Here is a 23,329-nt window from a genome sequence, read left to right on the forward strand (position 1 = left end):
AGGCCTGTCATGCAGCAATTCCTAGGTATTTTCATCGTGCTCGGCTGCGTGTTCGGCGGCTTCGCACTGATGGGCGGCACGGTCACTGCGATCTGGCACCCGATTGAAATCCTGATCATCGTCGGCGCCGCCTTTGGCGCCCTCGTGATCGGCAACGAAAAGCACGTGCTGACCGAAATGGCGCACCAGCTGAAAAAAATCGCCTCGCGTAAAAAGCACGACTCGGAATTCCAGCGCCAGCTGCTGTTGCTGATGTACGAACTGCTGCAACTGGCCGCCGGCGGCCTGAAAGCCCTTGATGCCCACGTCGAGGCGCCGAAGGACAGCGCGATCTTCCAGCGCTATCCGCGCATCCTGGACGAGCCGAAGCTGCTGGCATTCATCGTCGATAACTTCCGCCTGATGGCGATGGGTAAGATCAACGCCCACGAACTCGAAGGCGTGCTCGAACAGGAACTCGGCGCCATCCACGAAGAACTCATGCAGCCGTCGAAGTCGCTCCATAAAATCGCCGAAGGCATGCCCGGTTTCGGCATCCTGGCCGCCGTCCTCGGCATCGTGATGGCCATGTACTCGGTGGCCGAAGGCGCCGACTCGGGCGCGATCGCCGAAAAGGTCGGCGCGGCGATGGTCGGTACCTTCATCGGCATCTTCTTCTGCTACGGCTTGCTCGACCCGCTGTCGAACATGATGAAGCAGCTGGTCAACGGCGAAGCCTCGACCATGGAAACCGTCAAGGTGGTGCTGTGCACCCACGTGGCCGGCAAGCCCGCCCTGCTGGCGATCGACGCCGGCCGGCGCCTGATCCAGCTGAACACGAAGCCGAGCTTCGCCCAGCTCGAGCAGTGGATCAATGCCATGGGCGGCGAAGACGAATCGCAGAACAAGCGGCGCCGCACGGGCGACCGCATGACGGGGTAAGCAGTGTCCAAGCCGAACGACAAGCAGCACGAACAGACCATCATCAAGCGTGGCGGCGGCAAGCACGACCACGACGAGCACGGCGGCGCCTGGAAAGTCGCGTTCGCCGACTTTTGCCTGGCCTTGCTGTCGCTGTTCCTGGTGCTGTGGCTGATGGCCGCGCGCGAAAAGGAAGCGGTGCAGAACATGATGAAGGATGCCGCCGCCGGCCAGCTCGAAGGCCCGGGCGACCGGCCGTCGATCGCAACCGAGCCGCGCGGCAGCCTGATCGAACGCTTCCCGACGCTGCATGACGGTACTGGACCCGGCCCTGCCGCGGGTACCGGCGCAGCGGCGGCCGAGGCGCGCGTCACCTACGATTCGCCGGCCGACCTCGACGTGCTGTCGAAAAAGCTGGAAAAGATGAGCGAAGACGCCGGCCTGGCGGCCAACCTGCAAGCGGAAATCACGCCTTACGGATTGCGCGTCATGTTGCACGATACCGACCGCCAGGGCATGTTCATGCGCGGCAGCGCGCTGCCGACCGGGCGTTTCGCGCGCCTGCTGCAAAAGATGGCGCCGCTGTTCGCGCAGATGGAAAACCAGATGCTGATCGTCGGCCATACCGACTCGGTACAATACACCTTCGCCGAAAAAACCGGCATGTCGAACTGGTCGCTGTCCTCGAACCGTGCGATGGCCGCGCGCGCCCAGCTCCTGCAAGGGGGCATGCGCGGCGACAGCGTGTTGCAGGTGGTCGGCATGGCCGACCGCGCGCCGCTCGACGCCAAACGTACCGATGCCGGCATCAACCGCCGCATCGAACTGATGATCCTGACGCGCGCCCAATCGCGCTCGGTGGCGGCGATGTTCGGCGCGCCGGGCGCCACCGAAACCCTGCTCGAAGGCGTGTCGGTCAGCGCACCCGGCAAGGCAGCGATGCCAGCAAAGGCGGCTGACGACACCGCGTCGCTGCGCGGCCAACTGGCGAAGTAAGCATGACGATTCAATCGAAAACCCGAGGACCCCGCATGAAAATCACTGGAACCGGCGCACCCAACGTCACCCCGGCCATGACGCCTGCGATCGGCGGCGCAGCGCCGGCGGCAGCATCTGCGGCAGCACCGGCGGCGGCAAGCAACGCTCCCCTGCAATCGGAAGTGCTGCAGCCGGCCGCCAAGGCGTTGGCCGCCCTGCCCGACTTCGACGCCGCGCGCGTGGCCGAACTGCGCGACGCGCTGGCCAAGGGCGAGCTGCCGTTCGACCCGGCGCGCCTCGCCGGCCTGATCCAGCGTTTTCATGGAGGACGCGGATGAGCCCGCAGTTGCCTCGGATGACTCGGCAGCAAGCGGTGGCCGCCCTGGCCGATGGCGTCACGCAGGATCTCGATGCCGCGCAGAGTATCCACGCCCTGCTCGAACGCCAGTTCCAGGCCGCGCTACGCCACCAGGGCGCCGAACTCGGTGCCCTGGCCGCCGAACTGACGCCTGCCCTGGATGCAATGGAGGCACGCCGCAAGCAGCGCGTGGCGCTGGTGCGCGCCCTGCACGGCGCTGACGGCACGATGGCCGGCTTCATCGCGGCCCAGCCGGAACCCGGCCGCGCCAGGCTGGCGAACGCATGGACCGAACTGGAACGCCTGGTCGTCGCCTGCAAGGGCGCCACCACCCGTAACGGCAACCTGCTGGCCGAACAATTCACGGTGATGCAGCGCGTGCTGCATGATTCGGATGGTACCTATGCGCCACGCTGATTTTTCGACAAGCGCCATTTCGGCCACACTGCCGACCGCCCCGACCCGGCCAACGGGCGCCATCGGCGGCGGCAGCGGTTTCGGGCGCGCCTTTGCCGACGTCCAGGGTGAAGTCGCCAACTTCATCCAGAACGGCGGCGGCGCGTCCACGCCCGCGCTGACGCCGGAAGGCAGCCTGTGGCATGCGCGCAGCGCCGCCGCGGTGCTGGCCGCGCCGGACGCCGACGCGGGTTCGAACAGCGACGACCAGCAAGCCTTCCTCGACAACATCGCGCCATGGGCGCGCGAAGCCGCGGACAAACTCGGCGTCGCCCCGGAACTGGTGCAGGCACACGCCGCACTCGAATCGGGCTGGGGCCAGCGCCCGATCCGCAACGCGGGCGGCGACAGCAGCCATAACCTGTTCGGCATCAAGGCGGGCGGCAAGTGGGATGGCGCAGTGGCCGAATCGACCACCACCGAATACGTCGGCGGCGCCGCCATCAAAACGAAGGAGCGCTTCCGTGCCTATCCGGACGGCGCCGCCGCTTTCCGCGACTACGCGCAAATGCTGCTCGATAACCCGCGCTACAAAGGCGCGATCGGCGCCGGCAGCGATGCCCATGCCTTTGCCCAGGGCTTGGCCAAAGGGGGCTATGCCACCGACCCGGCCTACGCCGCCAAGCTGGCGCGCCTGGCCGGCAAGCTGCAGGGATCTAACGGCTGACGCGCACGCTGTCGACCGGCTCGACCGTACCGGGCGCAACCACGCGCATGCGCAGCGTCTGCCCGCTGCTGCTGTTCTTCACCCGGATCGTTGCGCCTTTCGCACCGGCGTCCAGCGCCTCGCCGGCCGTGCTGACTTCGATCCCTTCGATCCGCGCAATCATCACCACCGCATCTCCGCGTTTGACCACGACCGGCGCCGTTAACGAACTGTTACGCAGAACGTCGCCCGCGCGCAACATTCTGCGGCTGGATTGCCCTACTGCATCGCTTGGGACCGTCACGGGGTCCGCAATCCTGGTAATGTCACGTTGCCCTACGGTAAGATGAGCGTCGGCAATCATCTCGTTGGCGGCAACTGGCGTCGCCAGGACCACCACCGATGCCGAGATGCGGGCCCGGACGATGTATTCGAGCCGGGCGGCGCCAGGGCCGGGACAGCGCACCGCAAAGCGCATGCGCGTCGCCTGGCGGGTATCGACCGTATCGACCTGGACCGGCCCCTGGCAGGCAGGCGCCACGCGCGGCGGCACGACCGTGAGGTCGAACTGGGCGTCGGTCAGTCCCGACGCGGCGGCCTGTGCTTCCAGCTGGGCGCGGGCAGCCTCCTCGACCTGGCTGGTGATGGAAAGGACGGCGGGCGCGGCGGCTGCCTGCAGCGCAGCCAGCAGCATCGGCAAGACCATAGGCAGGACCATAAAACGAGCGGCACGAACAATCATTGCGACAAACCCCGACATCAAAGAGTGCCCCATTCTAACGAAACACACTGCAGTTCACGACGGAGATCGACCATGACGATTAATTTTAAGGACGCACTGGGAGTCCACGCCGAAGCGCTGAACGTGCGCGCCGAGCGTACCCGTGTGCTGGCCGCGAACATCGCCAACGAAAGCACGCCAGGCTACACGGCGCGCGACCTCGACTTCGCTGCGGTGATGCAGGAACGTGCCGCGGACGAAAATGGCGAACTGTCGCTGGGCGACGGCGAAGCCCTGTACCGCGTGCCCTTCCACCCCAGCGCCGACGGCAATACCGTCGAAATCGGCGTCGAGCAGGCCGCGTTCTCGCAAAACGCTTCCGACTTCCAGACCAGCCTCACCTTCATCAACATGAAGCTGCGCGGCCTGCAAAAAGCCATCAGCGGTCAATAAAGGCGGGGCAATAACAAATATGAGTTTCAAGGATATCTCCACCATCGCCGGTTCGGCCATGACGGCGCAGTCGGTGCGCCTCAACACCATCGCCTCGAACCTGGCCAACGCCGACACCGCCGCGCCGTCGGAAGCCGAAGCCTACCGCGCCCGTAAGCCAGTCTTTGCCGCCGTGATGGAAAACGACGCCGGCGGGCGCGTACAGGTGCTCGACGTCGTGCAAAGCGCCGACCCGGTGCGCAAGGTCTACGAGCCGGGCAACCCGCTGGCCAACGCCGAAGGCATGGTCGTCTACTCGAACGTGAATTCCGTGGCCGAAATGGCCGACATGATGTCCGCCTCGCGCGCCTTCGAGACCAATGTCGAGGTGCTGGGCCGGATCAAATCGATGCAGCAGTCGCTGCTGAAACTGGGCGAAGGCTGACCGCATGCTAACCAATAATTCCCTCGCAAGCCCGAACAATACCGCCACCAGGGCCGATGCCGTCTCGACCAGTGCCGACGTCTCCGCCAACAAGGACATGTTCACCAAGCTGCTCGTGGCCCAGATCCGCAACCAGGATCCGCTGGCGCCGTCGGACCCGAGCCAGTTCGTCAACCAGCTGTCGCAGCTGTCGCAAACCGAAGCCTTGCAAAGCCTCTCCAAAACCACCAGCGCCAGCGCCAGCGTGCTGCAAAGCCTGCAAGTGCTGGCGATGGGCGGCCAGGTGGGATCGACTGTGACCGTCGCCGCCGACCGCGTGCGCTTGGACGGCGCGCCGGTAGCGGGCAGCGTCCGGCTGCCGTCGGCCAGCAGCGCCACCAGCCTGGTGCTGACTGGCGCCGATGGCCAGGCACATACCCTGTCGCTGCCGTTCCACACGGCTGGCGCACAACCATTCACCATCGACCCGGCCGCCCTCGGCCTGGCCCCGGGCAGCTACGCGATCGCGGCCCGGAGCGCCGACGGTGCCGCGGTCCCGGTCGAACTCGCCGGCCGTGTCGACAGCGTGCGCCTGTCGGGCACCGGCGCCGTCGTATTGCAGGTGGCTGGCGTCGGCGACGTCGACCCGTCCGCCATCACTGGTTTCAACGGCAAGGCCGCCACGGTCGCCGCCAACTAATTCAAGGAACGTGACATGAGCTTCAACATCGCCCTCTCCGGTATCCAGGCCATCAACGAGCAGCTGGAAGCCGTCTCGAACAATATCGCCAACTCGAGCACCTACGGCTTCAAGAGCAGCCGCGCCAACTTCTCCGCCATGTACGCCGGCGAGCAGGCGAACGGCGTCTCGGTCGGTTCGCTGACCCAGAATATCGGCACCAACGGTTCGGTCGAATCGACCGGCCGCTCGCTCGACGCCGCCATCGAAGGCCGCGGCTTCTTCGTCAGCCGCGACAGCCAGGGCACGATGTCGTACAGCCGCGTCGGCATTTTCGCAGCCGACAACAACGGCAACCTGATCGACGCCGTCGGCCGCAAGGTGCAGGGCTATGGCCCGTCCGTGAACGGCACGCTCGGCACCATGGGCGACATCAAGATCCCGACCGGCCAGATCGCCGCCAAGGCCTCGACCGGCGTGAATTTCGTCGGCAACCTGTCGGCCGACTGGGCGCCGCCCACCAACGCGGCCTTCGACGCCAGCAAGCCTGACAGCTACAACATGGTCAAGCAATCGGTCCTGTACGATTCGCTCGGCACCCAGCACACCGTGTCGCAGTACTTCGTCAAGGGCGCCAGCAACAGCGTCACCGTGCACTACGGCTTCGACGGCGCGGCGCCGGCCGCCACGAAAACGCTGAACTTCGACGCCCTCGGCCAGCTGCCGGCGGCGACGGGCAGCGGCGCGCTGACCCTGACCCCGACCAACGGCGCGGCGCCGATCAACTTCTCGATCGACTACACCGGCACCACCCAGTTCGCCGGCGAAGCGACCAGCACCACCAACAGCACCGACGGCTATGCCTCGGGCACCTACGTCGGCGTCGAGCTGGCGGCGGACGGCTCCGTCGTGGCGCGCTACAGCAACGAGCAGAAGCAGACCGTCGGCACCATCGCCCTGGCCACCTTCGGCAACGAAGGCGCCCTCACCGCCACCAGCGACACCAGCTGGCAGGCGAATGCCGCCTCGGGCCTGGCCCTGTTCAGCACCCCGGGCGCGGGCCTGGCCGGCAAGCTCAATACCGGCTCGCTCGAAGGCTCGAACGTCGACATCACCTCGGAACTGGTCGGCCTGATGACCTCGCAGCGTAACTACCAGGCCAACTCGAAGGTCATCACGACCGAGAACCAGATGATGCAAACCCTGATGCAGGCCCTCGGTTAAGCGCTGACGCACCATGGATAAACTGATCTTCACCGCCGTCTCCGGCGCCGAGCACACGCTGCGTGCCCAGCAGGTCCACGCCAACAACCTGGCCAACATGGACACGCCGGGCTTTCGCGCCAACCTCGAACTGGTGACGACCAACTCGCTCGGCGGCTACGGCTACGACGACGTGCACATGGCCAAGACCCAGGCCGACGCCATCTCGACCAAACCCGGCAGCGTGCGCGAAACCGGCCGTCCGCTCGACGTGGCGATCACCGGCAGCGGCTATTTCGCGGTCGAATTCGGCGGCCAGGAGGCCTATACCCGCGCCGGGTCGATCGACATCGACGCCAACGGTGCGCTGTCGGTGGCCGGCCGCCCGCTGCTGGGCGAAGGCGGCCCGATCGTGCTGCCGCCGCACTCGGCGGTCGAAGTCGGGACCGACGGCACGATCTCGGTGCTGGCCGAAGGCGCAACCACGATGCAGACCATCGACAAGCTGCGCCTGGTGAATGCCGAAGGCCCCGAATTGACCAAGAACGAAGCCGGCCTGATCGTCGCCCGCAACGGCAACCCGCTGGAAGCGGATGCCAACGTCACCGTGCGCGGCCGCTCGCTCGAAGGCAGCAACGTCTCGGCCGTCGAAGAGATGGTCGCGACCATGGCCCTGAACCGCAGTTTCGAATTGCAGATGAAGCTGTTCCAGGCCGGCGACAAGATGAATGAAGCGGGCAACCGTTTATTGGGCGCGTAAGCACGCCCGCTGACAGGAGAATTTCATGAATCCAGCAATGTGGATCAGCAAGACCGGCGTGCAGGCGCAAGACGCCAAGCTGCAAGCCATCGCCAACAACCTCGCCAACGTCAACACCGTCGGCTTCAAGCGCGACCGCGTCGTGTTCGAAGACCTGCATTACCAAGTCGATGCCCAGCCGGGTGCGCAGAGTGCCGACAACACCGTCTCCAACGGCGTCCAGCTCGGTAACGGCACGCGCCTGGTCGGCACCCAGAAAGTGTTTACCAACGGTTCGCTGCAAACCACCAGCCAGCAGCTCGACGTCGCCATCTCCGGCAACGGCTTCCTGCAGGTGCGCCGTCCGAACGGCGACGCCGCCTTCACCCGCGCCGGCCAGCTGCAGATCGATGCCAACGGCACCCTGGTGAATGCCTCGGGCTTGCCGCTGGTGCCGCAAATTACCGTGCCGAACAACGCCACCGCGATCACCATCGCCGAAAACGGCACCGTCTCGGCCACCATTCCCGGCCAGGCGGCGCCCACCGAAATCGGCGCGCTGACGCTGACCGGCTTCGTCAATCCGGCCGGCCTGCTGGCGCTGGGCGAGAACCTGTTCTCGGAAACGGCCGCCAGCGGCGCGCCAACCGAAGGCCGTCCGGGCGACGGCGCGCTCGGCAAACTGAAGCAAGGCGCGCTCGAAGGCTCGAACGTGCAGGTCGTCGAAGAAATGGTCGACATGATCGCCGCACAACGCACGTATGAGATGAATACCAAAGTGTTGTCGGCGGCTGACAATATGCTGCAATACCTGGCGCAGGCGGCGCGATAATGATCCGTTCCAGCCTAGCGGCATTGAGCATGACGGGGTTGCTCGCGCTTTTGCTGGCCGGTTGCGCCACGCGCGCGCCGATCGCGGCGGCGCCTGAAGAGGATGCGGTGCCGGTGGCGCGCACGGTCCAGCGCGGCGTGTCCGGCGGCGTGTTCAGCAGCGATGCGCTGTCGCTGACCTCGGACGCGCGCGCCTACCGCGTCGGCGACGTGGTGACCGTGATCCTGCAGGAGACCACCCAGGCCAGCAAGCGCGCCGGCACCAGTTTCAGCAAGGGTTCGACGGTGGGCGTGACCCCGCTGGGCGTGCTCGGTAAAACCTTCGGCAAGACCGGCGTCGACATTTCCGCCGACCGCAGCTTCGCCGGCGACGCGACCAGCACCCAGCAGAACGCCTTGTCCGGCGCGCTGACTGTGATCGTGCAGGAAGTGCTGCCGAACGGGTTGCTGCGGGTGGCAGGCGAAAAGAACATGACCTTGAACCAGGGCGAAGAATTCGTCCGCCTGAAAGGTTATGTGCGCGCCGCCGACGTCGATGCCGACAACCAGGTGTCGTCGCTGCGCGTGGCCAATGCCCGCATCGCCTATTCGGCCAAGGGCGTGCTGGCCGATGCCAACTCGGCCGGCTGGCTGACCCGCTTCTTCACCGGCCCCTTGATGCCGTTTTAACGCGCTTGACAAAGGCCCCATGGCGGCGTTGCAGCGTCTCGCCGTACTAACGTACTGTCTTCGACGCTGCGCCTTGCCCTGAGGCCTTTGTCAAACGCTCTTTTGAAGAAAAACATGATTCAATTTCGTAGCACTACCTTCGTTTTCCGTATCGTATTCGCGGCCGTACTCGGCCTGGCCGCAGCCGTGCCCGCGCAGGCCGCCCAGGCGCTGCGCAATCTGGTCAGCATCGAGGGCGTGCGCGAAAATCCACTGGTCGGCTACGGCCTGGTCGTCGGCCTGAACGGTTCCGGCGACTCGACGCAAGTAAAATTCGCCAGCCAGTCGGTCCTGAACATGCTCAAGCAATTCGGCGTCAAGCTGCCCGAGGGCCAGGATGCCAAGAACAAGAACGTCGCCGCCGTCATGATCTCGGCCGTCTTCCCGCCCGGCTACCGCCGCGGCCAGGCGATCGACGTCACCGTCTCGTCGCTGGGCGATGCGAAAAGCCTGCGCGGCGGCACGCTCCTGATGACGCAGATGCGCGCGGCCGACAATGAAGTCTATGCGCTGGCCCAGGGCAACCTGGTGGTCGGCGGGCTGTCGGCGTCCGGCAGCAGCGGCTCGTCGGTGACGGTGAATACGCCGACCACCGGCCGCATTCCGAACGGCGCCATGATCGAGCGCGAAATCGCCACCGATTTCGCCACCCGCCCGCAAGTGCTGCTGCGCCTGCGCCACCCGCATTTCGAGACCGCGACCAACGTGGTCGAGGCGATCAACCGCCGCTTCGGCCAGGTCGCCACCACCGCCGACGGCACCAGCGTCGAAGTCGTCGCTCCGATGAATCCGACCGAGCGCGTGGCCTTTGTCGCCAAGCTGTCGGCGCTGTCGGTCGAAGCGGGCACCGACGTGCCGAAAGTCGTGTTCAATTCGCGCACCGGCACCGTGGTGATCGCTGACGGCCTGCGCGTGAAATCGGCCGCCGTCACGCACGGCGCGCTGAAGGTCGTGATTTCGGAAAGTTCCAACGTGAGCCAGCCGGGTCCCCTGTCGCGCGGCCAGACCGCCGTCACGCCGCAATCGCAAGTGTCGGTCGACCAGGGCGGCGGGCGCCAGATGTTCAAGTGGCCGGCAGGCGCCAAGCTGCAGACGATCATCGACGTCGTCAACAGCCTGGGCGCCACGCCCGACGACATCATGGCGATCCTGCAGGCGCTCGACCAGGCCGGCGCCATCGAAGGCGAACTGGTGGTGATCTGATGGACCGCACCACGCCCCTGAATCCGCTGCTGCCGCGCGCCGGCGTCGTCAAGCCTGACGCCGTCACGCCGGCCGCGGAAAACGAAGCGCACGTCGCCCAAGCTACCAAGGCCGCCGTCGAATTCGAAAGCTTCTTCATCTCGCAAATGCTGAAGGACATGCGCTCGACCACGCGCGAGATGGCCGACGAGGACAGCGTCTTCAAGGACAAGGTCAACCGGGACATGCAGGACATGGCCGACGGCATCCTCTCCAAGCAGATGGCCGGCCAGCGCGCTTTCGGCGTGGCCGACGCCATCCTGCGCCAGCTGCTGCCCGCCAAAAATACGCCCGGCAGCACTTAATATTTTCACGCCGCCGGTCGCCTGTCCAAGGTAGGCCCCAGTTTCTCGAGAAAGACCTCCATGACCATCATGACCAACGCGCTGTCGGGCGCGCTCGCTTCGCAGCTGGCGCTGTCGGCAACCAGCCAGAACATCGCCAACCTGCAAACCAAGGGCTACACCCGCCAGGCCGCCCTGCTGTCGGCCGTTGGCGCCGACGCCAGCGGCAAGGCCGTCGGCAATGGCGTGCAGGTCAGCTCGCTGCTGCGTTTTTCGGATGGTTACAAAAGCCAGCAGATGTGGCGCGCGGCCAGCGAGACCGGCCAGTACGCGCAGACGCAGCCCTACCTGACCCAGCTCGAGCGCGTGATGGGCGACGACAGCGCCAGCCTCTCGAGCGCGGTCGACCAGTTCTTCTCCTCGCTCAACGCGGTCGCCGGCGACAACGCCACCTCGACCCCGCTGCGCCAGCAAGTGCTGACCGCCGCCGGCCTGCTGGCCCAGCGCTTCAATAGCCTGAACAACGTCTACAACGCCCAGCAGCAATCGGTCAGCCAGCAGAGAAGCGCCATCGTCGACTCGGCCAACGCCAACGTCAACAAGATCGCCGCCCTCAACGCGCGCATCACGGCGGCGAACGCAGTCGGTGCGCCGGCGTCCTCGCTGATCGACGCGCGCGACCTGGCCATCGACGAACTGGCCGGCCAGATGGCGCTGGAAGTGTCGGACCAGCCGGGCGGCGTACGCGACGTCTCGCTGAAAACCGGCCAGGCCCTCGTGATCGGCAACGTCGCCGCCGAACTCAAGACGGTCGGCGGCGTCGGCGCCCAGGGTTTCACGCTCACCTTTGCCTCGACCACCTTCGGCCTGGATGCGGCCAAACTCGGCGGCCAGCTCGGCGGACTGAGCGTCTACGAACAGGACATGCTGCGCCCGATGCAGAAAGGCACCGAGGACATCGCCCGCCAGCTGGCCGACAAGGTCAACAGCCAGCTCACGGCCGGCTATGCCATGGACGGCAGCGCCGGCAAGCCGCTGTTCAACTTTACCGCGGGCGCCAACAACATGCTGGGCGTGGCCGCCGGCTTCGAGGCGACCGACCTCGCCTTCTCCAGCGACGGCACGCAGGGCGACACCGGCAACCTGTTGAAACTGGTCGGCATCAACAGCCAGACCGTGAACGTCACCGGCCTGGGCACCGTGCTGCTGTCGGATGCCGACACCCAGCTGGTCGGCAAGCTCGGCGTCATCAGCCAGCAGAACGGGGCCGCGCTGGCCACCGCCCAGACCATGCGTACCCACGCGGTCGACGACTGGCAATCCACCAGCGGCGTCAACCAGGACGAGGAAGCCGTCAATCTCGTCGAATACCAGAACATGTACCAGGCCAACATGAAAGTCATGTCGGTCGCTAACGCCCTGTTCGACGCCACGCTGGCGATGATGGGTTAAGGAAGCATCATGCGCATCGCCACCGCCCAGTACCAGTCGAACATGAACCAGTCGCTCACGCTGAACCAGGAGCGCCTCAGCAAGCTGACCCAGCAGATGGCCAGCGGCAAGCGCATCGGGGTGCCGTCGGACGATCCGGTCGACAGCGTGCGCGTCTCGCGCCTGCAGCGCGAGGAAGCGGCCATTGGCCAGTACCGCAACAACATCGCCTCGATCAAGATCCGCCTGTCGAAGAACGAAGGCTACCTGGGCAGCATGGTGAACGACATCGCCGCCGGCCGCGACCAGCTGGTCTGGGCGCTCGACGGCAGCAACACGACGGCCGACCTGCAAGCCATGGTCAGCCCGCTCGAAGCGCTGCGCGACAGCCTGCTGTTCAGCGCCAACAGCGTCGACCAGGAAGGCCGCTACGTATTCTCGGGCACGAACACGGCGACCGCCCCGATGGCCTACGATGCCGCGGCCCCTGCCGGCGCGCGCTATAGCTATGCCGGCAACGTCAACGAACAGCGCGTGGTGGTCGGCAATGGCCTGACCCAGGTCGCCAACGACAACGTCAAGGGCATGGAGCAGCTGCTCAACCGCCTGGACGCGACCATCGCCGCGCTCGGCAGCGCAAGCCTGAACGTCAACGCCCCGGCCACACGCGCCGTGCTGGAAGCGAACCTGGCCGGCTTCGACGATGCGCTCGAACTGGTCTCCAGCAAGATCGCCGTCATCGGCGGCAAGCAGAACATCCTCGATACGCTCGACGCGAACCATGGCAACGTCAGCCTGTCGAACCAGATGGCCATCACCGACATCGGCCAGCTCGACATGGGCCTCGCTGCGACCGAACTGAATGGCTATTCCACGGCCCTGCAAGCCACCTACAAGGCGTATGGCCGGATCGGCACGCTGTCCCTGTTCTCCGCACTGTAATCGATGGACAACACGCTCCGCCCCGCTTCGCCGTCACTGCAAGTCAGCACCAATGCGAACCTCAACACCGGCGCCGCCACCGGCGCGCCGGCGCTCGTGCGTTCCCAGCCTGTACCAGAGAAAGCGCCTGAAGCGCGTGCGGTCGTGCGCCCCGCCGTGCAGGCGCCGGCGCGCCGCCCGCACGCCTTCGATGCGCGTTTGCAGGGCGACGTCGCCAGCGCCCAGCAGGCACGCGATTATCTCGAGCGCGTCGCCGCCCAGCTCGAATCGGTGAAAGCCGCCCTCTCCGCGAAACTCGCCGGCATGAAGAGCGGCGCGCGCGACCTGGAAAGCAAGGCGCGCCAGCTGGGCGCGACGCTTGCCGCGCGCGGCGCCCAGGCCGGCGGTTCGGTCGATGCGCAACTCGCCTTTTCCGACGGCGCCCCGGCGCAGCAGCGCTTTCGCATCACCGGTCTCGACGCCGCCACGCTGCAGGCAGCCGCGCCCGTGTCGCTGTCGTTCTCGGTCGGCGGCGCCGGCGGTCCGCAACTGGCCGCCGCGTTCGAGCCCGAGATGACGGCGGAGCAGATCGCCGCCCGTCTCGACCGCACGCTGGCGCCGGTCAAGGTGCGCGCCGGTCTCGACAGCCAGCGCCGCATCGAATTCAGGACGGCCGAATCCGACTGGCCGCAGGTGCGCGACAGCATCGCCATCTCCGGCCGCGGCCGCGTGGCCACCGAAGCCATCGCGCCCGACCTCAAAATCGAGAACCTCGGCAGCGACAACGCCGAAGCCCTGCGCCAGAACCTGCGCGACGTCGTGCAGGCGCTGGAGCGCGTGCGCCGCTCGCAGGAAGCCACCAGCGCGGCGCTGACCGCCGCCGGCGCGCGCGCCGCTCAATCGGAACTGAGCGCCGAGGATCTCGCCATCACGGCGCAGGATTTCGCCTCGACGGCGGCGAGCCATGACTACGAATCGCTGCTGGCGATCACCTCGGCGCTGGTCGGCGTCAGCCGCGAGCGGGTGCTTGCCTTATTGGGGCTGCGTTGACGGTTTCTTAGGAACGGCGTCGCCGCTGATTATGCGGTGATACCGCGTGGGCGGAGCCCATCCTACATGATCGCCGCAGCCGGCGACAGCACCGTCATCCACGAACCGTAGGGTGGGCTCCGCCCATGCGGTACACCACCCGCACCTCGAAAACCATGACCTCGCCGTTCACACGGTAATACAGACAAAACCGCCGAAGCCGCGACAGCACCGTCATCCACGAACCGTAGGGTGGGCTCCGCCCACGCGGTACCCCACCCGCACCTCGAAACGCCACTCCCGGCCACTCACATCGCCGCATCGCTGGCCACCGGCACCGGCCGCTCCCCAATCTGCTGCCGCCACATCGCGTAATACAAGCCGCGCACCTCGAGCAGCTGCGCATGCGTCCCGCTCTCGACCACCTGCCCCTTCTCCAGCACGAAGATGGTATCGGCATGCATCACCGTCGACAGCCGGTGCGCGATCAAAATGGTCATCTGCGCCGCGCGCGCCGAAATCTCGCGCACGGTATTCGTGATCTGCTCCTCGGTGATCGAATCGAGCGCCGACGTCGCCTCGTCGAAGATCAGCAGCGCCGGCTGGCGCACCAGCGCGCGCGCAATCGAGAGGCGCTGCTTCTCGCCGCCCGACAGCTTCATGCCGCGCTCGCCGATGACGGTATCGAGGCCCTCGGGTGAGCGCTCCAGCAAATACGCACACGAGGCCGCGCGCATTGCCGCGACGATTTCTTCGTCCGTCGCATCGCTCTTCACGAAGCGGATATTGTCGCGGATCGTCCCCGCGAACAGATAGGTCTCCTGCGTCACGAAGCCGATCTGGCGGCGCACGCGGTTGTAACGCAGGTCGGTCGTGCGCACGCCGTTGTACGAGACCTCGCCGGCATGCGGCGTGTACAGGCCCACCAGCAGTTTGACCAGCGTCGACTTGCCCGAGCCCGACGGCCCCACGAACGCGACGGTCTGCCCCAGCGTGGCCGAGAACGACACGCCGCCCAGCGCATCCTCGGGCGCGCCCTTGTGGCGGAAACGGACGTCGCTGAAACGCAGCTCGGTGAGTGGCCCGACCTCGACCGGATCGGGCGGGCGCCGCTCGACCGGCTTGTCCATCAGCGTCTTGAAGTTCAGCAGCGAGGCCTCCGCTTCGCGGTGCGCCAGGATGACGTTGCCCAGCTCCTGCAGCGGCGCGAAGATCGACACCGAGATGAACTGCATCGCGATCAGTTCGCCCGTACTCAGCACGTCGCGGAAGATCAGCCACAGCAGCGCGAACAGGATCGCCAGTTTCAACAGGCTCAGCGTCGAACCCTGCAGGAAGGAGAGCAGCCGGATGCGTTTGACCTTTTCCATCTCCAGCGCAAAGATGGCGTCGGTCTGGCTGCGCAGGCGGCGAATCTCGGGAAAGGTCAACCCCAGGCTTTTGATGAGTTCAATGTTGCGCAGCGACTCGGTGATGAAGCCGGAGTTGCGGTTGGTCTCGCGCGTGATCGAACGCTGCTGGGTCTTGATCTCGCGCGACAGCAGCCCCGTGAGCCCGCCCAGCACCAGCACCCCGACGAAAAACACCGGCACCAGCAGCCAGTGCTTGGTCACCGCATACCAGGCCAGGAAGCTGACGCCGACCAGCGCCGCAAAGGCCGTGTTGATGAAGGTGTTGATCAGGCGCTCGCTGTCCGCGCGCACCTTCTGCAGCAAGGACAGCATCTCGCCGCTGCGCAAATCCTCGAACTCCTGGAATTTCAGCCGCAGCAGGTGGCGCAAGCCGTCATTGAAAATCGCCACGCCCAGCTTTTGCACCACCAGCCGCGTCACGTATTCCTGCAGGGCTTTGGCCAGGCGCGACAGCACGGCGACCAGCACCGCCAGGCCGAGCAGGCGCATCACGTAGGGCATGGGGTCGGCGTCGCCCGCGCTTTGGCCCACCCCGCGTTGGGTGACGTGGTCGATGATGCGGCCGAAGATGATCGGATCGACCAGGGCCAGCACCTGCGAGATGGCGGCGAAAACCAGGGCGAGCAGGCCGAGGCGCCAGTGGGGTTTCAGGTAAATCCAGAGGATGCGCATGCGGACATCTTAGCAATCCAGCACGAATGTCCGCGCACCGATGAGCCCGCCCTAACGGAAGGCAATCGCCATTATTGGCCCAAAGAATCAATTACTGCCATACTCGCAAAACCGTATAGACATCACAGGAAACAGCATGGATCTCGGCGAATTTCGACCCATCCTCAGCGGCCTCATTGGCGGGCTGGTAGCACTGGGGCTCACCAAACTGTGGGCACGCTGGATTCCGACCGCATCGGGCGACAAGCCTGCGGCCTGGCTGCTCGCCAGTTATCGCGGCACGCTCCGGATCGCGAACCTCGTGCTTGCTGCCGGGTTGATCGGAGCGGGCGCCTCGTACCGGATCGCCGGCTTCGCCAACAACGACTGGCGTCCGCTCGCCCTGGGCGTCGGCGGTGGGTGCACGGTTGCGCTGCTCGTCCTGGCGCTGCATCCGCGACTGCGGCATGGCAATGCGCGCGATGCGTTCGTTGCGTTTGCGATCTCGTCGCGTACGCCTGCATCCTTGCTGTACGGCGTTATGGGCTGCCTAACGGCGCTGCTGCCGCTCGCTCTCTTCTATTTCGTGACCTGAACGAAAAAACCGCTGCCCGCATTCACATGCGGTACAGCGGTTTTATCATCCACGCACGGGACGAGGTCCCGTTTGCAAATTACGCCTCGCGGCTTGCCTTCTTGCGCTCGTGTTCCTTGAGGTAGCGCTTGCGCAGGCGGATCGACTTCGGCGTGATCTCGACCAGCTCGTCGTCCTCGATGAACTCGACTGCGTACTCGAGCGACATCTGGATCGGCGGCACCAGGCGCACGGCTTCGTCGGTACCCGACGAACGCACGTTGGTCAGCTGCTTGCCCTTGATCGGGTTGACGACCAGGTCGTTGTCGCGCGAGTGGATGCCGATGATCATGCCTTCGTACACCGGATCGTTGTGCGACACGAACATGCGGCCGCGGTCCTGCAGTTTCCAGATCGCGTAGGCAACAGCGGCGCCGTCGTCCTGCGAGATCAGCACGCCGTTACGACGGCCGGCCATTTCGCCACGGCTGTTGTCGACCGGAGCGTACTCGTGGAACACGTGGCTCATCAGGCCGGTGCCGCGGGTCAGGGTCATGAATTCGCCCTGGAAGCCGATCAGGCCACGCGCAGGGATCAGGTACTCGAGACGCACGCGGCCCTTGCCATCCGATTCCATGTTCTGCAGGTCGCCACGGCGGCGGCCCAGTTCTTCCATGACGCCGCCCTGGTTGACTTCTTCGACGTCGACCGACAGGTTCTCGAACGGTTCCTGGCGCACGCCATCGACCATCTTGAAGACCACGCGTGGACGCGACACGGCCAGCTCGAAGCCTTCGCGACGCATGTTTTCGATCAAGATCGTCAGGTGCAGTTCGCCGCGGCCCGAAACTTCGAAGATCGTGTCGTCGTCGGTCGGCGCCACGCGCAGGGCGACGTTGGCTTTCAGTTCGCGGTCGAGGCGGTCACGCAGCTGGCGGCTGGTGACGAACTTGCCTTCGCGGCCGGCCAGCGGCGAGTTGTTGACCATGAAGTTCATGGTCAGGGTCGGCTCGTCGACGGTCAGCATCGGCAGCGCTTCCGGGGTGTCCGGTGCGCACACGGTCGAACCGATGCCGATTTCTTCGATACCGTTGATCAGGCAGATGTCGCCGGCGACAGCCGAGTCGACCAGCACGCGTTCCAGGCCCTTGAAGTTCAGCACCTGGTTGATGCGGCCCTTGATCGGGGTGCCGTCCGGGCCGTTCATGACGATGACGTCCTGGCCGGTCTTGACGGTACCGCGGTTGACGCGGCCAATGCCGATCTTGCCGACGTACGACGAGTAGTCGAGCGAGGTGATCTGCATCTGCAGCGGGCCTTCCGGATTGTCGTCACGGACCGGCACGTGTTGCAGGATGGCATCGAACAGCGGCTTCATGTCGCCTTCGCGCACGCTTTCGTCCAGGCCGGCATAGCCGTTCAGGCCCGACGCGTAGACGATCGGGAAATCGAGCTGTTCGTCGTTCGCGCCCAGCTTGTCGAACAGTTCGAAGGTCTGGTTGATGGCCCAGTCGGCGCGCGCGCCCGGACGGTCGACCTTGTTGACGACGACGATCGGCTTGAGGCCCAGGGCCAGTGCCTTGCGGGTCACGAAGCGCGTCTGCGGCATCGGGCCTTCCTGGGCATCGACCAGCAGCAGCACGGAGTCGACCATCGACAGCACGCGCTCGACCTCGCCGCCGAAGTCGGCGTGGCCCGGGGTGTCGACGATGTTGATGTGGGTGCCTTCGTACTCGACCGCGCAGTTCTTCGACAGAATCGTAATGCCGCGTTCTTTTTCGAGATCGTTCGAGTCCATCACGCGGGTGTCCACCGCCTGGTTTTCACGGAAGGTGCCGGACTGACGGAGCAGCTGGTCGACCAGGGTGGTCTTGCCGTGGTCAACGTGGGCGATGATTGCAATATTACGAATTGCGCGTTTGGTATTTGACATGTATTTTCAGCGTGATGTGCGTGATGTTGCGGATGGACTCGCGGATGTGTTCCGATGCTGCCGATTTCGGAAACCGCGTAGTATAGCAGGTTTCATGTGACGGCTTCATGAAAAGGCCCGCAATTTCAATGAGTTGCTGGGTTTTCAATCCGTTTGCCGAAGTTCCTGCGTGTTTTTAGGCATTGCCGGCTGACTGTCTTCGTAGGGTGGGCGCCCGTGCCCACGCGGAATGGTGCGTCATGATGCCTGTCCCCTGCTCACTAGAACACGAGGGCGTTCGCGCGAAAAGCGCGTGACCGGTGGCCCAAAACACCGCTAACACAGCGCTGCTGTCCGCGTGGGCACGGGGCGCCCACCCTACCGCTTATTGCGCCGCCGCGATCAAGCGCTCGGGCGCCAGCACCGCGTATTCCTGCAAATTCGCGGTCCCAAGCAATTTGCCCTCGCAGTACACGCGCACCCTGCCCGGCTCGGCCGGCACCATCACCGACTCCTTGCCCAGCGCCAGGCGCTGGCCGTTGAGGAAGCGCTTCGCCAGTTCCGGCGTGAGTTCCACTGACGGGAAAGTCGACAGCAAGGCATCGACCGGCGCCAGCAGCGACAGCGGTTCGGCATGCGCCTGCAAGTCCTCCAGCGTGATCATGCTCTCCGCCGTCAGCGCGCCGACCTGGATGCGGCGCAGCGCGTTCAGGTGGGCGCCGCAGCCGAGCGCGGCGCCGATGTCTTCGCCCAGCACGCGCACGTAGGTGCCCTTGCTGCAGGTGACGCGGATCTTGAGCATCGGCGCCTCGTAGCCGATCAGTTCGAGGCCGTGGATCGTCACCGGCCGCGCCTCGCGTTCGAGCGTGATGCCTTCGCGCGCGTATTCGTAGTAGGCCCTGCCGTCGCGCTTCAGGGCCGAATACATCGGCGGCACTTGCAGGATCGGCCCGCGGAAACGCGCCAGCGCCGCCTCGATCTGGGCGAGCGTGACGTCGACCGGCAGCGTTTCGATCGCTTCGCCTTCGGTGTCGCCGGTATTCGTCATGATGCCGAGGTGGACCGTCGCCTCGTAGGTCTTGTCCGCTTCCAGCAGATCTTGCGAGAACTTGGTCGCCTCGCCGAAGCACAACGGCAGCAAGCCGGTGGCGAACGGGTCGAGGGTGCCGGTGTGGCCGGCCTTTTTCGCGTTCATCACGCGCTTGGCCTTGATGAGCGCGTCGTTCGACGAGAGGCCGACCGGTTTGTCCAGCAGCAAGACGCCGTCGACGAGGTCGCGCGGTTTTTTTGGCGGACGGGTGTTCACTTGGTGTCTTCAGCTGCGGACGCGGAACCGTCGTCGAAGTCGGCGGCGCGCACGGCGTTCGCCTGGTCGATCAGCGCCGACATCTGCAGGCCGCGCGAGGTCGAGGTGTCGTGCACGAAGTGCAGTTGCGGCAGCGTGTGGATGTGCAGGCGCTTCCCTAACATGTTGCGCAGGTAGCCGGCCGCCTTGCTCAGGCCCTCGAGCGTCTGCTTGACTTCTTCCTTGCTGTCTTTGAGCAGGGTGAAGTAGATCTTGGCGTGGGCATAGTCGGGCGTGAGCTGGACTTCGGTCAGGGTGATCATGCCGACGCGCGGGTCCTTCAGCTCGAAGGCGATCAGTTCCGACAGGTCTTTCTGGATCTGGTCGGCGACGCGCAGGCCGCGCTGGGGAATGGTTTTGCTGTGTTTTGCCATGGTGATTGCTTTATGTTTTTTTGATGATGGTACATCGAATGGGGTGTGCGGGGCGTACGGACTTGCGCGCGCGGTTCGACAGGCAGAGGTGCGTACGCGTGGGCACGAGTGCCCACCCTACGGTGCACCACCAACGCGGATAGAAAATAAGCCGTCGGGAAGTCATAAAAAAACGCCATCGGCTGGGCACGGGGCCCGGCGGATGGCGCTTTCGAGGCCGCGCTGAGAAATTACAGCGTACGGGCCACTTCGGTCACTTCGAACACTTCCAGCACGTCGCCGACCTGGATCTCGTTGTTGTTCTTCAGCGAGAGGCCGCACTCGAGACCGGCGCGGACTTCTTTCGCGTCGTCCTTGAAGCGCTTGAGCGAGTCGATCTCGCCGGTCCAGATGACGATGTTATTGCGCAGCAGGCGGACCGACGAGGTACGCTTGACCACGCCATCGGTGACCAGACAGCCCGCGATCGCGCCGACTTTCGAGACCAGGATGACCTGGCGAATCTCGACCTGGCCGGTGATGGTCTCGCGCTTTTCCGGCGCCAGCATGCCCGACAGTGCGGTGCGGATTTCGTCGATCGCATCGTAAATGATGCTGTAGTAACGAATGTCCACGCCATTGGCTTCGGCCACCTTGCGCGCCTGGGCGTCGGCACGGGCGTTGAAGCCGATGATGACTGCCTTCGATGCGACCGCCAGGTTGACGTCCGACTCGGTGATGCCGCCGACCGCCGCATGGACGACCTGCACGCGCACTTCCGAAGTCGACAGCTTCTGCAGCGAACCGACCAGTGCTTCCTGCGAACCCTGCACGTCCGTCTTGATGATCAGCGGCAGGTTCTTGACCTCGCCCTCGCCCATCTGGTCGAACATGTTTTCCAGCTTCGCCGCCTGCTGCTTGGCCAGCTTCACGTCGCGGAACTTACCTTGACGGAACAGACCGATTTCACGCGCCTTGCGCTCGTCGGCCATGACCATGACTTCTTCGCCGGCAGCCGGCACTTCGGTCAGGCCCTGGATCTCGACCGGGATCGATGGACCGGCGGTGGTGATCGCCTTGCCGTTTTCGTCCAGCATCGCACGGACACGGCCATACGCCGAACCGGCCAGCACCACGTCGCCGCGGCGCAGGGTACCCGATTGCACCAGGATCGTCGCGACCGGGCCGCGGCCCTTGTCGAGGCGCGATTCGACCACCAGGCCACGGGCCGGCGCACCGACCGGCGCCTTCAGTTCCAGCACTTCGGCCTGCAGCAGTACTTGCTCGAGCAGGTCGTCGATACCGGTACCGACTTTGGCCGACACCGGCACGAATGGCGAATCGCCACCGTATTCTTCCGGCACCACGCCTTCGGCCACCAGTTCCTGCGTGACGCGGTCGGTGTTCGCACCCGGCTTGTCGATCTTGTTGATCGCCACGACCAGCGGCACACCGGCGGCTTTTGCGTGGGCAATCGCCTCTTTGGTCTGCGGCATCACGCCGTCGTCCGCCGCCACCACCAGGATGACGATGTCGGTCGCCTTGGCGCCACGGGCACGCATCGCGGTGAACGCTTCGTGACCCGGGGTATCCAGGAAGGTGATCATGCCGCGTGGGGTATCCACGTGGTACGCACCGATGTGCTGGGTAATGCCGCCGGCTTCGCCAGCAGCTACTTTCGCACGGCGGATGTAATCCAGCAGCGAGGTTTTACCGTGGTCGACGTGACCCATGACGGTCACCACCGGCGCACGCGCCGTCGATTCGAACTCGGCGTGTTCGCCCTGGTCGGCCAGCAGCGCTTCAGGATCGTCCTCGGCGGCAGCGAAGGCCTTGTGGCCCATCTCTTCCACCACGATCATCGCGGTTTCCTGGTCCAGCACCTGGTTGATGGTGCACATCTGGCCCAGCTTCATCAGCTGCTTGATGACTTCCGACGCCTTCACCGACATCTTGTGGGCGAGTTCGGCCACGGTGATCGTCTCGGGAACGTGGACGTCCTTGACGATCGCCTCGGTCGGCGCCTGGAAGTTGGTTTCGCGGTCGTCGCCGTGCGAACGGCGGCCACCACTACGGCCACCCGAACGCCAGCCGTCGCGGCCGCTCGGCGCGCTCGGGGCGCCACGGCCCTTGGCACCGCTCGGCGCGCCACGCTTCTTGGCGTCGTCCGACCAGGTCGAGGAGACGTTCGCCGACTTGATCGACTTCTTGTCGCCCGGCTTCTTGTCGCCCGGCTTGGCGGCGGTACCGTCGGCCGGCTTCTTGTCGGCAGGCTTGTGCAGCGTGCCGGCAGGTGCGGCCGGCTTGGCCACGACCGGCGGCGGCACCGGTTCCGGCGCCTTGATGACGCGGCGCGGCTGCGCCATCATCAGCTTGATCTGGGCGACTTCGTCGGCCACGGCCTTGCGTGCACGCTCGGTGGCGGCAGCGCGTTCGGCGGCTTCCTTGGCGGCGGCTTCCGTCTTGCGCTTGGCTTCGTCGGCGGCAGCCTGCTTGGCTTGCTCGCTGGCTGCCGAATTCGCGGCAGCGGCAGCGGCGGCATCGCGCTTGGAAGCTTCGGCGGCGTCGCGCTTGGCCTGCTCTTCGTCGGCCTTGGCCTGTTCGGCGCGTTCCGCTTCGAGCTTGGCCAGGCGTTCCTGCTTTTCGCGCAGGTCGGCTTCCTGGCGGGCGACGAGCTCGGCGTGACGGCGCGACTCTTCCTCGCGGCGTGCGATTTCGGCTTCGTCGACGACCGGTGCGGCCGGGGCTGCGGCGGCCGGCGCCTGGGCAGGGTCGTCACGCTGGACGAAGGTGCGCTTCTTGCGCACTTCGACCTGGATCGTGCGCGACTTGCCCGATGCGTCCGCCTGCTTGATCTCGCTCGTTTCCTTGCGGGTGACCGTGATTTTCTTCTTCTCGGTCGCATCCGCCGCGCCGTGGGTACGGCGCAGGTGGTTCAGCAGCTTGTCCTTATCATCCTTTGACAAGGGATCTGACGTCGAGCTTTTATCGACGCCGGCGGAACGCAGCTGCGTCAGCAGCAAATCTGCAGGCATCTTCAGTTCGGTGGCAAATTGGGCTACGTTGTTACTCGCCATTCAGTCCTCTTTTCTATGTGTCG

The 23,329-nt window shown here is 65.5% G+C and carries 24 protein-coding genes; 18 read left to right on the top strand and 6 right to left on the bottom strand.

The annotated features are described in order from the left end of the window. The first annotated feature begins 9 nt into the window (after window positions 1-9). The 5 genes from motA to flgJ are packed head-to-tail and all read left to right on the top strand — an operon-like array spanning window position 10 to window position 3,359. On the top strand, window positions 10-921 hold the full coding sequence (motA, locus tag IFT60_RS03300; RefSeq protein WP_192049501.1) for a flagellar motor stator protein MotA: 912 nt from the start codon (window positions 10-12) through the stop codon (window positions 919-921). Between the two features lie 3 nt (window positions 922-924). Continuing rightward, entirely contained in the window at window positions 925-1,896 is a 972-nt protein-coding gene (locus tag IFT60_RS27015; RefSeq protein WP_192049503.1) for a flagellar motor protein MotB, read from the top strand. Window positions 1,897-1,931: 35 nt separating this feature from the next. Continuing rightward, on the top strand, window positions 1,932-2,216 hold the full coding sequence (gene flgM, locus IFT60_RS03310) for a flagellar biosynthesis anti-sigma factor FlgM (RefSeq protein ID WP_192049505.1): 285 nt from the start codon (window positions 1,932-1,934) through the stop codon (window positions 2,214-2,216). Window positions 2,217-2,233: 17 nt separating this feature from the next. Next, window positions 2,234-2,653, top strand: a complete 420-nt coding sequence (flgN, locus tag IFT60_RS03315) for a flagellar export chaperone FlgN (RefSeq protein ID WP_229510667.1) — start codon at window positions 2,234-2,236, stop codon at window positions 2,651-2,653. After that, the gene (gene flgJ, locus IFT60_RS03320) at window positions 2,640-3,359 is read left to right on the top strand and encodes a flagellar assembly peptidoglycan hydrolase FlgJ (protein ID WP_192049507.1); all 720 of its coding nucleotides are present in this window, start codon (window positions 2,640-2,642) and stop codon (window positions 3,357-3,359) included. The genes flgN and flgJ overlap by 14 nt, the downstream gene beginning before the upstream one ends. Here flgJ and flgA read toward each other — a convergent pair. Next, window positions 3,349-4,032, bottom strand: a complete 684-nt coding sequence (flgA, locus tag IFT60_RS03325) for a flagellar basal body P-ring formation chaperone FlgA (protein ID WP_197986210.1) — start codon at window positions 4,030-4,032, stop codon at window positions 3,349-3,351. The two genes, flgJ and flgA, sit on opposite strands and share 11 nt — an antisense overlap. Window positions 4,033-4,152: 120 nt before the next feature. Between flgA and flgB the strand changes: the two genes are divergently transcribed. The 12 genes from flgB to IFT60_RS03385 all read left to right on the top strand — a co-directional run bounded on the left by flgB (window position 4,153) and on the right by IFT60_RS03385 (window position 14,003). Further along, on the top strand, window positions 4,153-4,512 hold the full coding sequence (gene flgB, locus IFT60_RS03330) for a flagellar basal body rod protein FlgB (protein ID WP_192049510.1): 360 nt from the start codon (window positions 4,153-4,155) through the stop codon (window positions 4,510-4,512). Between the two features lie 19 nt (window positions 4,513-4,531). Further along, a complete protein-coding gene (gene flgC, locus IFT60_RS03335; RefSeq protein ID WP_192049512.1) occupies window positions 4,532-4,936 on the top strand; it encodes a flagellar basal body rod protein FlgC in 405 nt (134 codons plus the stop codon). A 4-nt stretch (window positions 4,937-4,940) separates the two neighbouring features. After that, window positions 4,941-5,615, top strand: coding sequence for a flagellar hook capping FlgD N-terminal domain-containing protein (locus tag IFT60_RS03340; RefSeq protein ID WP_192049514.1), 675 nt, complete (start codon window positions 4,941-4,943; stop codon window positions 5,613-5,615). Between the two features lie 15 nt (window positions 5,616-5,630). Beyond that, complete coding sequence (locus tag IFT60_RS03345; protein ID WP_192049516.1) at window positions 5,631-6,818, top strand: flagellar hook protein FlgE; 1,188 nt, start codon at window positions 5,631-5,633, stop codon at window positions 6,816-6,818. A 13-nt stretch (window positions 6,819-6,831) separates the two neighbouring features. Beyond that, entirely contained in the window at window positions 6,832-7,557 is a 726-nt protein-coding gene (locus tag IFT60_RS03350; RefSeq protein WP_192049518.1) for a flagellar basal-body rod protein FlgF, read from the top strand. A gap of 25 nt (window positions 7,558-7,582) precedes the next feature. Continuing rightward, on the top strand, window positions 7,583-8,368 hold the full coding sequence (gene flgG, locus IFT60_RS03355) for a flagellar basal-body rod protein FlgG (protein ID WP_192049519.1): 786 nt from the start codon (window positions 7,583-7,585) through the stop codon (window positions 8,366-8,368). 29 nt (window positions 8,369-8,397) lie between these two features. Next, window positions 8,398-9,036: a flagellar basal body L-ring protein FlgH gene (gene flgH, locus IFT60_RS03360; RefSeq protein WP_229510668.1), complete on the top strand. Its 639-nt coding sequence runs from the start codon at window positions 8,398-8,400 to the stop codon at window positions 9,034-9,036. Window positions 9,037-9,150: 114 nt separating this feature from the next. Then, entirely contained in the window at window positions 9,151-10,278 is a 1,128-nt protein-coding gene (locus IFT60_RS03365) for a flagellar basal body P-ring protein FlgI (protein WP_192049521.1), read from the top strand. Then, entirely contained in the window at window positions 10,278-10,622 is a 345-nt protein-coding gene (locus tag IFT60_RS03370) for a rod-binding protein (RefSeq protein WP_192049522.1), read from the top strand. The genes IFT60_RS03365 and IFT60_RS03370 overlap by 1 nt, the downstream gene beginning before the upstream one ends. Before the next feature lie 60 nt (window positions 10,623-10,682). Then, complete coding sequence (gene flgK, locus IFT60_RS03375) at window positions 10,683-12,053, top strand: flagellar hook-associated protein FlgK (RefSeq protein ID WP_192049523.1); 1,371 nt, start codon at window positions 10,683-10,685, stop codon at window positions 12,051-12,053. A 9-nt stretch (window positions 12,054-12,062) separates the two neighbouring features. Beyond that, on the top strand, window positions 12,063-12,974 hold the full coding sequence (flgL, locus tag IFT60_RS03380; protein WP_192049524.1) for a flagellar hook-associated protein FlgL: 912 nt from the start codon (window positions 12,063-12,065) through the stop codon (window positions 12,972-12,974). A 3-nt stretch (window positions 12,975-12,977) separates the two neighbouring features. Further along, window positions 12,978-14,003, top strand: coding sequence for a hypothetical protein (locus IFT60_RS03385; protein ID WP_192049525.1), 1,026 nt, complete (start codon window positions 12,978-12,980; stop codon window positions 14,001-14,003). A 287-nt stretch (window positions 14,004-14,290) separates the two neighbouring features. Here IFT60_RS03385 and IFT60_RS03390 read toward each other — a convergent pair whose 3' ends face one another. Further along, complete coding sequence (locus IFT60_RS03390; protein ID WP_192049526.1) at window positions 14,291-16,066, bottom strand: ABC transporter ATP-binding protein; 1,776 nt, start codon at window positions 16,064-16,066, stop codon at window positions 14,291-14,293. A 136-nt stretch (window positions 16,067-16,202) separates the two neighbouring features. On the opposite strand from IFT60_RS03390, the gene IFT60_RS03395 reads away from it, so the two are divergent. After that, window positions 16,203-16,640, top strand: a complete 438-nt coding sequence (locus IFT60_RS03395; RefSeq protein ID WP_192049527.1) for a hypothetical protein — start codon at window positions 16,203-16,205, stop codon at window positions 16,638-16,640. 79 nt (window positions 16,641-16,719) lie between these two features. On the opposite strand, the gene typA is transcribed toward IFT60_RS03395, so the two are convergent. The 4 genes from typA to infB form a co-directional block, all read right to left on the bottom strand. Then, window positions 16,720-18,552, bottom strand: a complete 1,833-nt coding sequence (typA, locus tag IFT60_RS03400) for a translational GTPase TypA (RefSeq protein ID WP_192049528.1) — start codon at window positions 18,550-18,552, stop codon at window positions 16,720-16,722. Window positions 18,553-18,916: 364 nt separating this feature from the next. Next, window positions 18,917-19,837 (bottom strand): tRNA pseudouridine(55) synthase TruB, encoded by a 921-nt coding sequence (truB, locus tag IFT60_RS03405; protein ID WP_192049529.1) that lies wholly within the window; start codon window positions 19,835-19,837, stop codon window positions 18,917-18,919. Continuing rightward, the gene (gene rbfA, locus IFT60_RS03410; protein WP_192049530.1) at window positions 19,834-20,250 is read right to left on the bottom strand and encodes a 30S ribosome-binding factor RbfA; all 417 of its coding nucleotides are present in this window, start codon (window positions 20,248-20,250) and stop codon (window positions 19,834-19,836) included. The genes truB and rbfA overlap by 4 nt, the downstream gene beginning before the upstream one ends. Window positions 20,251-20,480: 230 nt before the next feature. After that, window positions 20,481-23,306 carry a translation initiation factor IF-2 gene (gene infB / locus IFT60_RS03415; protein WP_192049531.1) on the bottom strand — a complete coding sequence of 942 codons (2,826 nt, stop codon included), beginning with the start codon at window positions 23,304-23,306 and terminating at the stop codon, window positions 20,481-20,483. Window positions 23,307-23,329 lie beyond the last annotated feature (23 nt).

The sequence above is a fragment of the Massilia sp. CFBP 13721 genome (assembly GCF_014842025.1).
In the GTDB taxonomy this organism is placed as follows: Bacteria; Pseudomonadota; Gammaproteobacteria; order Burkholderiales; family Burkholderiaceae_D; genus Telluria.